The following is a 15,097-nucleotide window of genomic DNA, read 5'->3' as shown; positions in this document are numbered from 1 at the left end:
GATCAAGTCATGCGCAGTGTGAATGGCATTTGACGTTTACGCCAGAATTGCCCGCTGGCAATTGGCGCATTGCGTGAATAATTTTATATCGGAATGATCGTTTGAAACAGAATTGGATGATTCGGATGGCTGTAGAATTGAACCGCAGACACGTAATTTCACTGGCCGGGGCTGCGGTTGCAGGCACGGCATTTGCGAATCTGGCCCATGCTGCGGAACCGGCTCCGAGTGGTTCCGTTGATCCGGTCAAGCTCGCAGAGCCAGGCAAGCTGAAAGACATGGTCTATGGCGAGGCAAATGCGCCGGTGACCATTGTTGAATATGCATCGCTGACCTGCCCACATTGCGCTGATTTTACGCTGAATACTTTCCCAAAGCTGAAAGAGAAATATATTGATACCGGCAAGGTTCGTCTGATCTTCCGTGAATTTCCGTTTGATCCGCGCGCCATGGCGGCTTTCATGCTGGCACGCTGTGCTCCGGAAGAACGCTATTTCCCGATGATTGACGTGTTCTTCAAACAGCAACGCGATTGGGCCCTGGCCGAGGACGGCAAGGAAGCACTGTTGCAAATTGCCAAACTTGCCGGTTTTACACAGGAGTCATTCGAGGCTTGCTTGACGAACCAGCAGCTTCTCGATGATGTGAAGGAAACAGTGGAACGCGGCTCGAAGGAATTTGGCGTCAACGCAACGCCAACCTTCTTCATCAATGGTAAAAAATACGCAGGAGCACTTTCGATTGACGAACTTTCGGCAATCATCGACAAGCTGCTTTGATCCGTATTTCCTGACGAAAGGCGGGTGCGAAAACGCGCCCGCTTTTTGTGTTTTTAAGACCGGCACAGGGGGGCTGTGCTGATGCGCTTTACCAAGCTGCGCCTTGTTGGCTTCAAGTCCTTCGTTGAACCCATGGAGTTCGTGATTGAAAGCGGACTGACCGGGGTTGTCGGGCCCAATGGCTGCGGCAAATCCAATCTTGTCGAAGCGCTGCGCTGGGTGATGGGGGAAAACTCCTACAAGAACATGCGTGCCTCCGGCATGGATGACGTGATCTTTTCCGGCTCGGCAACAAGGCCAGCGCGTAACAGCGCGGAAGTAACCCTGTTCCTCGACAATTCCGACCGCTCGGCGCCTGCCGCCTATAATGATACGGATGAATTGCAGGTCTCGCGTCGCATTGAGCGTGAGCAGGGATCTGTCTATCGCATCAATGGCAAGGAAGTCCGTGCCAAGGACGTGCAGCTTCTGTTTGCCGACCAGTCAACTGGCGCTCGCTCGCCCTCCATGGTCGGGCAGGGGCGCATTGGCGAACTCATTCAGGCAAAGCCACAGGCGCGCCGTGCGCTTCTGGAAGAGGCGGCCGGCATTTCCGGCCTGCATACCCGCCGTCATGAGGCGGAACTGCGTCTGCGTGCCGCGGAAACCAATCTGGAACGACTGGAAGATGTGGTCGGTGAACTGGGCAGCCAGATTGAAAGCCTGAAACGTCAGGCGCGTCAGGCCAATCGTTTCAAATCGCTTTCCGCCGATATTCGCCGCATCGAGGCAGCACTTCTGCATCTGCGCTGGGCGCAGGCCAAATCGCAGGAAGCCGAAGCACAAAGCGCCTTGGCCGAGGCGACTTCAGTCGTCGGCGATATGGCGCAGGCGCAGATGAATGCGGCGCGCAATCAGGCGGTCGGCGCGCAAAGACTGCCCGAACTGCGCGAGGCTGAGGCAAAGGCTGCTGCCGCCTTGCAGCGCCTGACGATAGCCGCCTCCCAGCTTGATGAGGAAGGCGAACGCATTCGCAAGCGCCATGCCGAACTGATGAAGCGGCTGGAGCAGCTGACGGCCGATATTGCCCGCGAAGAGCAGATGGTCAGTGAGAATGCTGATATTCTGGCGCGTCTGGCAGAGGAAGAAGAAGAGCTGATCGCGGCAAGCGAAGCCTCAGGTGAGCGCGATGAGGAACTGCGCAGCCTGTTGCAGGAGGCAGAAATCCGCCTGAAGGACTGCGAGGATGCGCTGGCACGGGTGACGGCAGAACGGGCGGAAGCTGCGGCCGAACGGGTGCAGGTCGAACGCCAGTTGAAAGAGACGCAGGATCGCCGCGACCGGCTTTTGACGCAATTGGAAAAGGTCGAGCGTGATATTGTCGCCGTTTCAGATGAAATCGGCGGGCTGTTTGACCCGGCAGAAAAACGCGCTGCAGTCGAGGCGCAGGCAGAGGCTTTGGCTGAAGCAGAAGAGGCTGTCGTGGCCGCGGAAGAGCTTGTCGCTGCAATGCGTGAGGCCGAGGCCGAAAGCCGTATCCCGCTGCAGGAAGCCAAGGCAGAATTAAGCCGCATTGAGACGGAAGCGCAGACGCTTGCGCGCATTCTCAATACGGACGAAGCCGGGCTTTATGCACCGATCGTTGAGGCGTTGCGGGTCGAAAAGGGCTATGAAATCGCCCTTGGTGCTGCCCTTGGCGATGATCTTGATGCGGCAAGCGATGAGAATGCGCCGGTCTTCTGGCGTGACAATGCGCCGATCGGCAGCGATCCGGCCTTGCCAGAAGGCGCCATTGCGCTTGACCGTTTTGTCGAGGCGCCGAGCCAGTTGCGCCGCAGGCTGGCGCAGGTTGGGCTTGTTGCGGAAGAAGATGGAGATCGTCTGCAGGCTCGGTTGCAGCCCGGCCAGAGGCTGGTCAGCCAGAGCGGCGCGCTCTGGCGCTGGGATGGCTATACGGCACGGGCTGATGCGCCAACCCCGGCAGCCCAGCGTCTGGCGCAGAAAAACCGTCTGAATGAGCTGGAGCAGGAGGCAATTGCCGCCCGCGCCGTGGTCGCGAAAGCCGAGCAGGTGGTACAGAAGGCAGAAAGCGATGCGCGCGAGGCGGTTGAGCGCGAACGTGCCGCGCGCGACCATTGGCGCTCATGCCAGCGCAGGCTTGATGAGGCGCGCGAGGCATTGCTTGTGGCGGAACGTGCTGCCGGTGAACTCGCCACCCGCCGTTCCGCGCTCGAAGAGGCAAAGGCACGCTTTGAGGAAAGCCTTGAGGAAGCGCAGATCAGTGCGGCCGAAGCAGAAGACCGTCTCAAAGATCTGCCGGATATTGAAGCGATTTCTGCCAGGATGGTGGCACTTAACAATGATGTGTTGCGCGAGCGCGCCAGTTTGGCCGAAATCCGCGCGACCTATGAAGGCCAGCGCCGCGAGGCGGATTCGCGCCAGCGCCGTCTGGCAATGATCGCGCTCGAGCGACGCAACTGGCAGTCGCGGGCGGAAAATGCCGAGCGTCAGATTGCCGCCCTCAATGATCGCCGCGCCGAGACGCTGGAAGAGGCGGAAGCCCTTGCCGAGGCGCCCGATGAAATCGCGGAACGCCGTCGCGCGCTTTTGAAGGAATTGGCCGAGGCGGAAGAACGCCGCAAACAGGCAGCTGACATCCTGGCCGAAGCGGAAGCCGAACAGGCGGAGCTGGACAAGATCGCAACGCTGGCCATCCAGCAGCTTGCAGCAAGTCGTGAACAGCGCGCTCGCGCCGAAGAGCGCCTGACCGCTGCGGAAGAACGGCGCAAGGATGCCGAGGCCCGCATTGCTGAAACACTCAATTGCGCGCCGCATGAGGCCATGCGCCATGCCGGGCTGAAACCGGATGAGCCGATGCCGGAAGCAGACCAGCTTGAACGCCAGCTTGACCGTTTGCGCATTGAGCGCGAACGTCTGGGGGCGGTCAATCTGCGCGCCGAGGAAGAAAGCCAGGAGCTGAGCGCTCGTCTTGAGGCACTGCTTGGCGAGCGTGAGGATGTGATCGAAGCGATCAAGAAGCTGCGCCAGGCCATCCAGAGCCTCAATCGCGAGGGGCGCGAGCGTCTGCTGGCGGCCTTTGATGTGGTCAATGCGCAGTTCCAGCGCCTGTTCACCCATCTGTTTGGCGGTGGCACGGCTGAACTGCAACTGATCGAAAGCGATGATCCGCTAGATGCAGGGCTGGAAATTCTGGCGCGTCCTCCGGGCAAGAAGCCGCAGACCATGACGCTGCTTTCAGGCGGCGAACAGGCCCTGACCGCCATGGCACTGATCTTTGCCGTGTTCCTTACCAATCCGGCGCCGATCTGCGTGCTGGATGAAGTGGACGCGCCGCTCGATGACCACAATGTCGAGCGCTATTGCAATCTGATGGACGAAATGGCCGCTTCAACGGAAACGCGTTTTATCGTCATCACACACAATCCGATCACCATGGCGCGCATGGATCGCCTGTTTGGCGTGACCATGGCAGAGCAGGGCGTAAGCCAGCTTGTCTCCGTTGATCTGCAGACGGCAGAGCGCATGCGCGAGGCTAGCTGATATACAGTGCAGATGTCCTGCCATGCGGCTCAAATGTGGAGCCCGGTTTCCGTCCGGAACGTGTCAAGACAATAGGTTGGAGTAATCGGCGTTTTCGTGAAACTCTGGATTGCCCTAATAATTTACGGCAAAAAGTACGTTGCTGTCATCTGATTCAGCGTATCTGCAATCGACAATTAATCCATTACAGCTGCCATATTCCGATGTGACATATAAATATGCATTAACGAGTTTGTTTTTTATCGTATAAAAACCTCCATTTTCATTGAAATACCAGAGAAATGAATCATCAATATCTGCCAGTAATCCAGATATGCATGTGTATACTGGGTTTGATTCTTCGTTTATTGTTTCGACAGAATACAAAAATTCCTTATAGTAAGTGTTGAACAGATAGTTACAATTTTCGTAAGCGTGTACTAGTTTCCATTCATTTTGATTTGTTGTGCTGTTTTTGTACCATGAATAAATCATTCTGGTGTCATTGTCTTTTAATTTTGGTGAAGTGAAAATACTGCTTCCATTATGCTTGCAGGCAATTCTTACAAGGTTTGATTTGTTGACGACGTTATTCGTATTGTATTTTATTATGGCATGGATCACGTCAATGCAATTGTCGGGAAAGTCCATCGAGATTATGCCCAGATATGGCATGTCATTGCTGGTAAGGGTTGAATTGAGTTCGATTCCCCTCCGAACAAGATCGCAAGTGTAAGAATTAAGTGTTGTAGATATTTTGTAATTTGTTTCGGTGATATCTGTCTCTGGATTCATGCTTATAAATGTAACAAAAATAGTTTTCTTATTTATTTTGTGTGTGGTTGTCGATTTGACCAGATGGTCATTTATAAGTGCTTTCTTTTTGGAGATATAGTTTTCTCCCAAACCGCCTTCATAATCGTCCTCAATATCCAGATATTCCCATGGTATCCCCCTCATTCCTGCAACCTGTGAAAATATAACTATTTTATTTCTGACCTCGCCAAGTTTTGGTGTATCGATTCCCTGCCAGATATATTTCTCCTTGCCGCTGATTTCATTATTGAAAAACTGGATGAGTTCTGAATCGCTGATATTCGAGTTTTCTCTTTTTACTCTCATGATTATGGTTTCGCGCGGATGGTTGTCCAGGAAATCAATACATGTTGACAGGACGTCACTGAACGGCAGGTTCAGATTTATTGAGCCATGAAACATTCCCAGACGATTGTTGGAATATTTGCCAAAGCGGAGATCCAGAAAACGGATTCCATTGTTTAATTGCTCGGCAATGCTCCAGTTTTGTGTCCTGACCCATCCCTTCAGCAAGGCGTCATCATATGTATAGGTGCTGCTGTCGTGCGTGCCTGGGATCGAAAGATGGCTTAAGGGCATATTATCCGGAATGGCGGCCATCCAGTCGGTGACGCCCGTGCCCAGACCGCCATAAAAGGTCCAGTAGTCATTGTTTTCCGGCTTGATCGGGAAATATCTGTTATAGATGGCAGGATTGCCGGATATCTTAAGTTTGAAATAATAATAATATGATGGGTAATAATATATGTCGCCAGCATCCCCGTATTCATTCCAGGATCTTGGATTCAGATAGGATCCGCGTGGTTTTACACTTATATCATAGACAAATTTCCATTTGTCGTTGTCTTGAGCGGAGGCTGGAAACTGCCATCCATTCTCGCTTGGATTGCCACTTTCCTGTAACTGAAAATATAATCCGGATTCCGTACAAATATAAATGTCACCTGTCTGTCCGTCATCGGTCCAGACCTTTGGATCCTTGAGGGTTCCTTCGCTGCTATCTGCATAATTGGAGATATATTGCCAGTATAAAGTGGTCTGCGGTCCCGGAGGAAATGTCCAGTTGTTCTTGGACGGATTGCCAGAAACAAGTAGTTTGAAATAATATCCGCTATCAATATCTATATAAATATCACCAGAAATGCCATCGGCGTTCCAAAGTTTTGGTATTTGCAAATTATTTTCCATTTTATTCGTTCCCGTATCGGTTTAAATTTCAATGAAAAAAGAATAAAATATTCAATAAGTTCTATCATTTGTGCGTTTATTTGTATTTCGTATCAAAAATCATTGATCACTTGAATAATATATTCAAGCTGATAGAAATAATGGCCGTAAAACAGAGTGTGGCTGTGCTGTGCCCGCTGGTCGGGGCGCTTGTCTCATTTTTGATCAAAGATGGTGTTGAATGCCTGTCGGCAGGCCGGCTTCCGGCGTGTTTTCTGGTTCTGGAAATCGTGTTTGGTCCCGCAATACGGAAGACAGTCATGGTGGAAACAGGTTTTTCTGGCACGCATGATGATGCGACTAAAAGCGCGGGGAAATTCTGGCTGCTCTAATCGATTCTATTGGTTTTGGCCGACTTTTTTATTTGGCAGGGAGAAGCTGATCGCATAAGCACTTTTCATCCCTTGACTGAGTCCGGACACGGGTTGCGCGGACTTTATGCAAGGTGGTCAGGCTGCAGGGAGGCCATAATGACAAAGTGGGTATACACGTTCGGCGATGGCAAGGCAGAGGGCGCGGCAAGCGATCGTAATCTGCTCGGTGGCAAGGGGGCAAATCTGGCTGAAATGTGCAGTCTCGGCCTGCCTGTGCCGCCAGGTTTTACAATCACCACCGAAGTGTGCACCTATTATTATGATCATGATCGCACCTATCCGGCCGAACTGGAGGCTCAGGTTCAGGCCGCTTTGGCGGAAATGGCAAAACTGACCGGCCGTTCCTTTGGCGATGCCAACAATCCGTTGCTGGTATCCGTGCGCTCTGGTGCGCGCGCTTCCATGCCGGGCATGATGGACACCGTCCTGAACCTTGGCCTGAATGATGAGACCGTGCAGGCCATTGCGCGTGAGGCCAATGACGAGCGTTTTGCCTATGATAGCTATCGCCGCTTCATCCAGATGTATTCGGATGTCGTGCTTGGCGTTGATCACGGCTTTTTTGAAGAAATTCTGGAAGACAAGAAATCGGAACTTGGTGTTGATGTTGATACGGCGCTGACCGCCGATGACTGGAAGGATGTCATCGTCCTGTACAAGGCCAAGGTTGAGGAAGAGCTGGGCCAGCCTTTCCCGCAGGATCCAACCGAGCAGCTTTGGGGTGCGATAGGCGCGGTCTTTTCAAGCTGGATGAATGCGCGTGCCATCACCTATCGCCGCCTGCACAATATTCCGGCCTCATGGGGCACGGCGGTCAATGTTCAGGCCATGGTGTTTGGCAATATGGGTGAAACCTCGGCAACAGGTGTTGCCTTCACGCGCAACCCATCGACGGGTGAAAAGAAGCTCTATGGCGAATTCCTCGTCAATGCGCAGGGCGAAGACGTGGTTGCCGGTATCCGCACGCCGCAGAACATTACCGAAGAAGCAAGGATTGCTGCCGGCTCCGACAAGCCGTCACTGGAAAAGCTGATGCCGGAAGCTTTTGCCGAATTCATGAAGGTCGCGGAACGGCTGGAACAGCATTATCGCGACATGCAGGATCTGGAATTCACCATCGAACGCGGCAAGCTATGGATGTTGCAGACCCGTTCGGGCAAGCGCACGGCCAGGGCAGCCTTGAAAATGGCAGTCGAAATGGCCGCCGAAGGTCTAATTTCTGAAGAAGAAGCTGTGCTGCGCGTGGAGCCGGCTTCGCTGGACCAGTTGCTGCATCCAACCATCGATCCGCGTGCCGAACGCCATGTGATCGGCGTGGGTCTGCCTGCCTCGCCGGGGGCGGCCACGGGTGAGATCGTCTTTTCCTCGGAAGAGGCAGAACAGGCCAAGAGCGAAGGCCGCAAGGTCATTCTGGTGCGCATTGAAACCAGCCCTGAAGACATTCACGGCATGCATGCGGCGGAAGGCATTCTGACCACGCGCGGCGGCATGACCAGCCATGCGGCGGTGGTTGCCCGCGGCATGGGCAAGCCTTGCGTGTCCGGGGCGGGGGCGCTGCGTGTCGATTATCGCAACGAAACCATGCTGGCTGCCGGTGAAGTGTTCAGGAAGGGTGACATCATCACCATTGATGGCGCAACCGGACAGGTGCTGAAAGGTGTCGTTGCCATGTTGCAGCCAGAGCTTTCCGGCGATTTCGGCAGGCTGATGGAATGGGCCGACCGCGCCCGCCGCATGAAGGTGCGCGCCAATGCCGAAACCCCGGCTGATGCCCGCACCGCGCGTGCATTTGGCGCGGAAGGCATTGGTCTTTGCCGCACCGAACACATGTTCTTTGACGGAGAGCGCATCATTGCCATGCGCGAAATGATCCTGTCGGACACGGAGGAAGGTCGTCGTGCAGCACTCGCCAAGCTTCTGCCGATGCAGCGTTCCGACTTTGTCGAACTGTTCGACATCATGAAGGGACTGCCGGTCACCATCCGCCTGCTTGACCCGCCGCTGCATGAATTCCTGCCGCATACCGACCAGGAAGTGGCGGAAGTGGCCGAAGCCATGGGGGTCGATGCGGCCAAGCTGCGTGAGCGCGCTGACGCCTTGCATGAATTCAACCCGATGCTTGGCCATCGCGGCTGCCGTCTGGCGATTTCCTATCCTGAAATTGCTGAAATGCAGGCGCGCGCTATCTTTGAAGCTGCCGTTGAAGCAGGCAAGAAGACCGGCGAACCTGTCGTGCCGGAAATCATGGTGCCGCTGGTCGGCCTCAAGGCGGAACTGGATTTCGTCAAGGCGCGCATTGATGCGGTTGCAGCTGAAGTCATGAGGGAAGCAGGTCTTGCCATCGATTATATGGTTGGCACGATGATCGAACTGCCGCGTGCTGCCCTGCGTGCGGGTGAAATCGCAGAATCGGCAGAATTCTTCTCCTTCGGCACCAATGATCTGACGCAGACGACCTTCGGCATTTCGCGTGACGATGCGGCGGGCTTCCTTGGCGCCTATCAAAGCCGGGGCATTTTGGAACAGGATCCGTTTGTTTCGCTTGATGTCGATGGCGTTGGCGAACTGGTGCAGATTGCGGCTGAACGCGGCCGCAAGACACGCGCTGCACTCAAGCTTGGCATTTGCGGCGAGCATGGTGGCGATCCGGCCTCGATCGCCTTCTGCGAAAAGACCGGCCTTGATTATGTTTCCTGCTCACCATTCCGTGTGCCGATTGCGCGTCTGGCAGCAGCACAGGCTGCCATTCGCAAGGGCTGAGCATAGCCTGCACCCGTATTAAATTCCAATGCTGCCGATGTTATACATCGGCAGCACATTTGTTTCAGAAGTAAGACCATGTTTCGTTTTTCATTGCTGGCTGGAGCAGCCTGCCTTTTTATGATTCAGGCCCAAGCGGCTCCGGTAGAACCGCAGGCAGGGCAAGCGGTCGTGCCGGAAAAAATCCGTCTCGTTGAGCCGCAATTGCATATTGCCAAAGGTGGGGCAGGGGCGCCGCAGGTGGCTTTGACACTGGATGCCTGCATGGGCAAGACCGACCGGCGCATTCTTGATGCTCTGGTGCAAAACCGCATTCCGGCCACGCTTTTTGTCACAGCGCGCTGGCTGAAACAGAATCCGGATGCGGTGGCGATCCTGAAGGCCAATCCCGATCTGTTCGAGATCGAAAATCACGGCGCCATGCATGTGCCAGCCATCACCAGTCTTGCCAGCATGTATGGTATTCCGACCGCAGGCTCGCTTGACAGGGTGCGTGCGGAAATCGAAGGCGGGGCTGCGGCCATTGTCGCCACGGGGGCGGCAAGACCGGTCTGGTATCGTGATGCCACAGCGCGTTATTCCACCGATGCGGTCAGGCTGGCAGAAAACATGGGCTACAGGATTGCAGGCTATTCGCTCAATGGCGATATGGGTGCATCGTTGCCAGCAGAGGCTGTCGCACGGCGGATTGCCGCGGCCGGGGACGGCGACGTCATCATCGCCCATATCAATCAGCCGGGTCGACCGGCTGGTGCGGGAGTAGTGAAAGGCATCGAAGCACTGAAGAAAAAGGGCATGAAATTTGTCCGCCTTCAGGATGTCGAAACATCGCTGACGCTTGATCAGGTCGCTGGCAGTGCAGACAGATCAGTCCATCCTGAGAAACAGGCACCGGGCGAACCGCCACGGCATTGATCAGGCAGAACGCACCAGCTGCATGGGGCCTGCCGTCCTGTTCTTCTGAAACAGGCTTTTCACCACAATGGCATAATTGCGCCCAAGGCTTTCAAACAGGACATTGGCCCCGGTCAGCGGCGCAAGCGACAGCCGCGTGCCATCCTTGCACAGCGTGACAAAGATCACCTGATCTTCGGGATAATCACTGATTGTGATTGCGCCGATACGCTGCGCCTCGTTCCGGTCAAGGGCAGGCATGTTGAACAGAACCTCTCCGCCCACGCGCTCAGCTGCCTTGGAAAGCACCGTATCGAAGCCTTCATTGAGCACATCAATCGTACCCAGTGCAAGCTCCAACTCAACGGCCTCAAGAGTCATTTCTGCTGCGTGTTCACTCTTAGATGGCATGGTACAGTTCCGTCTTATGATCTTTAATTTCAGATTCGACGAACCTGAATCATCCCCCATCCATTTGGCAGTATGTACTGTATGAATCTTCAGTGCAATATTAATTGATTGTTATTGCTTGATTTTTTTAAAAATTGCGGCGGCCGGGATGTATGTGGAATATTATCTTTCGCTGAAATAGTGACCATTTATGCCCTATTCTGCCTGAAAATCCGGGGCTTTCGGGCCCCAAGCAGTTCCAGGAAAAGTGGGCACCGGTTTTCCGTCCGGAACTGCGTATGGGGATAAAGCAGTTCCAGGAAAAGTGGATACCGGTTTTCGGTCCGGAACTGCGGAAAACGACATGTTTGAGCACTCGGCGTTTTCGTGAAAATCTGGATTGTTCTGGTGTTGCAACGTGCACGCGCATGCCGAATATGGGCCTGCGGGCTTCAATTCCGTCCTGTCTGCCGATATTGTGGCCTCTGCTGTTTCGATTTTGGGATCCTCGATGCGCAAGCAACGCTATCATCGCCGACAGTCACGCTCCGCAATCTGGGCGATGCGCATTGGCCTGTTTTCATTTCTGCTGCTGGTGCTTGGCTTTTTGCCCTATCGGTTCTGGAAACTGGAATGGCCGGATTTTGTTCTGGTTGCAGTCGCAAGCGGCATCCTTGCCGTGCTGGCGCTGATACTGGCGGGCCTTGGCTTGCGTGCGCTTTGGGTCAATGGTGACAAGGGCGGCGCCAGATCATTCTGGGGCAGCCTTGCCGCCATTGCTGTTCTTGCACCGCTTTGCACGGTTGGCGCCTTCTGGCTCGGTTCGCCGCCGCTTCATGATGTCTCGACCGATCTGCAATCGCCGCCGCAATTTCCCGCTGCCATGCCGGCGCGTTCGCCGCGCATGAATCCTGTCACAGCACGACCGGAAGGCGATCCGTTGCAGCAGTTGGCGGCCTATCCGGATGTGGTGGGCAGACGCTATGCCGCATCGCCTGATCGGGTGGGCAATGGGGTTGTTGCGGTGCTGAAGGGCTTTGGCTGGACAGCGCAGGTCACCGACGCGCCGACAGACGAGCCCGATGCCACGATTTATGTCGCTTCGGCGCGCAGTTTCTATCTGGGGCTGGAAAGCGACATTGTCATCAGGCTGCGAGATGAAGGCGACAGCACCTTTGTCGATGTGCGCTCGTTGTCGCGCTATGGCAAGCGCGATATGGGCGAGAATGCCGCCTTCATCACCCGGTTTCTGGCAAGCCTTGAGGGCGAGGTCAACAAGGCGCCGGCCAATGCCGATTGATCAGGCCGGATAATAGATATTGTCGAGTGCGGGATGGCCTTCGGTGATGACTTCGCCGCGGCCGACCAGATCTTCCAGATGTGCCAGGACGGACAAGGCAGCGGCTCCATGCAGACGCGGATCTGTGTCACGATAGATGGCCTGGACAATGTCCGGGATGGTGCGGTCACCCGACAGGATGCGTTCGAAGATCGCGCGTTCGCGCATCTTGCGATGCGCGCGCAAGCCCCGCACAAAGGTCTGCGGTTTGGCAATCGTACCGCCATGTCCCGGCAGATAGGCAATGTCATCGCGCTGCAACAGCTTGTCCAGCGAGGTCATGAAATCGTTCATCGAGCCATCCGGTGGGGCGACAATCGATGTCGCCCAGGCCATGACATGATCGGCTGAAAACAGGATGCCGGTATCCTTCAGGGCAAAGACCATGTGATTGGCGGCATGGCCGGGGGTGTGGATGCCTTCCAGCGTCCAGCCGTCGCCCTCGATCGCTGCACCATCGGCCAGCGCGATATCGGGGACGAAATCGACATCGGAACTGGCCTCAAGCGTATTGATCTCGCCGGCATAATAGGGGCGCGCCGGGCGATGCGGGCCTTCCGCCACGGTTTTGGCACCCGTCGCTTCTTGCAACCGTCTGGCCAGCGGCGAATGATCGCGATGGGTGTGACTAATGAAGATATGGCTGACGGGCCGGCCGGCAATGGCCTGGATCAGCGCATGGAAGTGATCATCATCGTCGGGGCCGGGATCGATGATCGCCAGCGTATCCGTGCCGACAATATAGGAATTGGTGCCATGGAAGGTGAATGCACTTGGATTGTTGACCGTCAGACGGTCGACGCCTTTGGCAAGCCTTACCGGCCGGCCATATTCGGGAACGAAGGTCTTGTCGAAAACAAGGCTCATTGCACAATCCAGCAGTAAAATGGTCACAGGCACAGCTCATATAGGGATTGCAGGCAAAGGTTAAGAGGCACTGTCATGACATTTTTGAAACTGCTTCACGATTGACAAATGACTGGCCGCGCTGCTTCCTCGACCATGCAAGGCTATGTCATGATGCGAAGGGAGGTGCCATTGCATATCGAACCCCTGACGGTTGAACCCTTGACCAGAACAGCCTTCGCCTCTTTTGGCGATGTCATTGAAACGGAAGGGGCAGAACGCCGCCTGATCAACAATGGCACGACCGAGCGTTTCCATGATCTGGCATGGGTCGAGGTTCTGGGCACGGATGCGCGTGTGCTCATCAATATTTTCCGCGGACAGGGATTTCATCTGCCGATCGACATCAGGATGATGGAACGCCATCCCTTTGGCTCCCAGGCCTTTGTTCCGTTGAATGGCCGGCCGTTTCTGGTGGTTGTGGCAGAGGATGAGGCGGGCCGGCCGGCACGACCGCGTGCATTTCTGGCGCAAGGCAATCAGGGTGTGAATTATCATCACAAGGTCTGGCATCATCCGCTGCTGGCACTGCAGGAGACGGCCGATTTTCTGGTGGTTGACCGGGCAGGCAGGGAAGATAATCTGGAAGAGTATTTTTTCGCCGATCGAACCTATCGTATCTTGTCTCTGCCACACTAGGCCTGATCATTTCCGGAGTTGAACATGGGCAAGCTTTCAACACATGTCCTCGATACCGCGCATGGCTGTCCGGCAGCCGCAATGCGGCTTGAGCTTTATCGGGTCATGCCTGATGGTACGCTGGATCTGCTGCAACGCGCCGTCACCAATCTCGACGGGCGAACCGATGCGCCATTGCTGGAGGGGGCTGCCATGGTGGTCGGTACCTATGAGCTGCATTTCCATGTTGCGGAATATTTTGTCGGGCGCGATGCGGAACAGGCTGATCCGCCTTTTCTGGATCTGATCCCGATCCGTTTTGCGATTGCTGACGCTGCGGCCAATTACCATGTGCCGCTTTTGGTCAGTCCCTGGTCCTATTCGACCTATCGCGGCAGCTGACTTATCCCCGCCCTTGCCGCCGCAGTTAGGCTTCTTGCATCATTTGCAAGGAGCCAAGCATGGATCAGACCCCAAACCTCAATCTTCCTTTCATCCTGCCAAGTCAGGCGCAAAAGCATGTCACGCATAATGAGGCCTTGCGCATTCTGGATGCGGTCATCCAGTTGCGCGTGCTGTCGCGCACGCTGGAAGAACCGCCTGCCACGCCGGACGAAGGCAGCCGCTATATTGTTGCTGCCGCGGCTACGGGTGACTGGGTTGGACATTCTGGCGACATCGCCTGCTTCATCGATGGCGGCTGGCTGTTCATCACGCCGGCCAGTGGATGGCTTGCCTATGTCGAAGATGAAGCCAAGCTGCGCCTGTTCGATGGCACGAACTGGAATGACACTGCCTATACCTTGCCTAGCACGCTGACGCCCGACATGCTGGGTGTCAACACCACGCCAGATTCGGTCAACCGCTTTGCCCTGTCTGCGGCTGCCAGCCTGTTCAATCATGCAGGCAGTGGCCATCAGATCAAGGTCAACAAACAGACAGCAAGCGCCACCACCAGTTTTCTCTACCAGACCAACTGGGTCGGTTTTGCGGAAATGGGGCTCAATGGCAGCAATGATTTCAGCATCAAGGTGAGCGACAATTCTGGCACATGGCGCGAGGCAATCAAGATTGACCACGCAACTGGCAATGTGGCGATCGGCGGAATCTGGCCGCAGACCTGCCTGCATGTCAACGGACCGATCAGGCCGGCCAGCTATACGGTTGCGACCAAACCTTCGGCTTCAAGCCATGGCGCAGGGGCAATCATCTTCATCACTGATTCGTCGTCCGGCGCAGAAATGGCCTATTCGGATGGCTCGGTCTGGCGAAGTTTCCGCACCGGTAACACGATTTGATGACAAGGGACTGCGTTGCGACGGTCTGTTACGCAACGCTGATAGAAGAACCGTAAAACAGATTGCATGAATATGTTGTACAGGGTTTATTTTCCTTAGAGCCCGACTCAAAATTTCATTTTTGCGATACGCCTCGTCATTCGCCTGATTGAGGAGATGAGCATCCAAGCTTGTGAC

At 55.1% G+C, this 15,097-nt stretch carries 12 protein-coding genes; 9 read left to right on the top strand and 3 right to left on the bottom strand.

What is annotated here, in order from left to right; translation table 11 throughout:
- Positions 1-125 precede the first annotated feature (125 nt).
- Positions 126-779, top strand: a complete 654-nt coding sequence (locus ACFO1V_RS07580; protein ID WP_374831771.1) for a DsbA family protein — start codon at positions 126-128, stop codon at positions 777-779.
- Between the two features lie 81 nt (positions 780-860).
- Positions 861-4,319: a chromosome segregation SMC family protein gene (locus tag ACFO1V_RS07575; RefSeq protein WP_374831773.1), complete on the top strand. Its 3,459-nt coding sequence runs from the start codon at positions 861-863 to the stop codon at positions 4,317-4,319.
- 114 nt (positions 4,320-4,433) lie between these two features.
- On the opposite strand, the gene ACFO1V_RS07570 is transcribed toward ACFO1V_RS07575, so the two are convergent.
- Positions 4,434-6,302 carry a phosphatidylinositol-specific phospholipase C domain-containing protein gene (locus ACFO1V_RS07570; RefSeq protein WP_374831775.1) on the bottom strand — a complete coding sequence of 623 codons (1,869 nt, stop codon included), beginning with the start codon at positions 6,300-6,302 and terminating at the stop codon, positions 4,434-4,436.
- 80 nt (positions 6,303-6,382) lie between these two features.
- Between ACFO1V_RS07570 and ACFO1V_RS07565 the strand changes: the two genes are divergently transcribed.
- The 3 genes from ACFO1V_RS07565 to ACFO1V_RS07555 all read left to right on the top strand — a co-directional run bounded on the left by ACFO1V_RS07565 (position 6,383) and on the right by ACFO1V_RS07555 (position 10,390).
- Positions 6,383-6,673: a hypothetical protein gene (locus ACFO1V_RS07565; RefSeq protein ID WP_374831777.1), complete on the top strand. Its 291-nt coding sequence runs from the start codon at positions 6,383-6,385 to the stop codon at positions 6,671-6,673.
- Between the two features lie 138 nt (positions 6,674-6,811).
- Complete coding sequence (gene ppdK, locus ACFO1V_RS07560; RefSeq protein WP_374831779.1) at positions 6,812-9,475, top strand: pyruvate, phosphate dikinase; 2,664 nt, start codon at positions 6,812-6,814, stop codon at positions 9,473-9,475.
- Between the two features lie 78 nt (positions 9,476-9,553).
- On the top strand, positions 9,554-10,390 hold the full coding sequence (locus ACFO1V_RS07555; protein ID WP_374831781.1) for a polysaccharide deacetylase family protein: 837 nt from the start codon (positions 9,554-9,556) through the stop codon (positions 10,388-10,390).
- On the opposite strand, the gene ACFO1V_RS07550 is transcribed toward ACFO1V_RS07555, so the two are convergent.
- Positions 10,391-10,780 carry a hypothetical protein gene (locus ACFO1V_RS07550; protein WP_374831783.1) on the bottom strand — a complete coding sequence of 130 codons (390 nt, stop codon included), beginning with the start codon at positions 10,778-10,780 and terminating at the stop codon, positions 10,391-10,393.
- Positions 10,781-11,270: 490 nt separating this feature from the next.
- Between ACFO1V_RS07550 and ACFO1V_RS07545 the strand changes: the two genes are divergently transcribed.
- A complete protein-coding gene (locus tag ACFO1V_RS07545; protein WP_374831785.1) occupies positions 11,271-12,059 on the top strand; it encodes a DUF1499 domain-containing protein in 789 nt (262 codons plus the stop codon).
- On the opposite strand, the gene ACFO1V_RS07540 is transcribed toward ACFO1V_RS07545, so the two are convergent.
- Positions 12,060-12,965 (bottom strand): MBL fold metallo-hydrolase, encoded by a 906-nt coding sequence (locus ACFO1V_RS07540; protein WP_374831787.1) that lies wholly within the window; start codon positions 12,963-12,965, stop codon positions 12,060-12,062.
- 171 nt (positions 12,966-13,136) lie between these two features.
- Between ACFO1V_RS07540 and ACFO1V_RS07535 the strand changes: the two genes are divergently transcribed.
- From ACFO1V_RS07535 to ACFO1V_RS07525, 3 genes are read left to right on the top strand one after another with little or no spacing between them, the layout of a single operon-like run.
- Positions 13,137-13,643: an ureidoglycolate lyase gene (locus ACFO1V_RS07535; RefSeq protein ID WP_374831789.1), complete on the top strand. Its 507-nt coding sequence runs from the start codon at positions 13,137-13,139 to the stop codon at positions 13,641-13,643.
- A 24-nt stretch (positions 13,644-13,667) separates the two neighbouring features.
- Complete coding sequence (uraH, locus tag ACFO1V_RS07530) at positions 13,668-14,024, top strand: hydroxyisourate hydrolase (RefSeq protein ID WP_374831791.1); 357 nt, start codon at positions 13,668-13,670, stop codon at positions 14,022-14,024.
- Positions 14,025-14,083: 59 nt separating this feature from the next.
- Positions 14,084-14,920, top strand: a complete 837-nt coding sequence (locus ACFO1V_RS07525) for a DUF2793 domain-containing protein (protein WP_374831793.1) — start codon at positions 14,084-14,086, stop codon at positions 14,918-14,920.
- Positions 14,921-15,097: the final 177 nt, after the last annotated feature.

The sequence above is a fragment of the Daeguia caeni genome (genome assembly GCF_042653845.1).
In the GTDB taxonomy this organism is placed as follows: domain Bacteria; phylum Pseudomonadota; class Alphaproteobacteria; order Rhizobiales; family Rhizobiaceae; genus Brucella; species Brucella caeni.
This window is presented reverse-complemented; position numbering and strand designations above follow the sequence as displayed.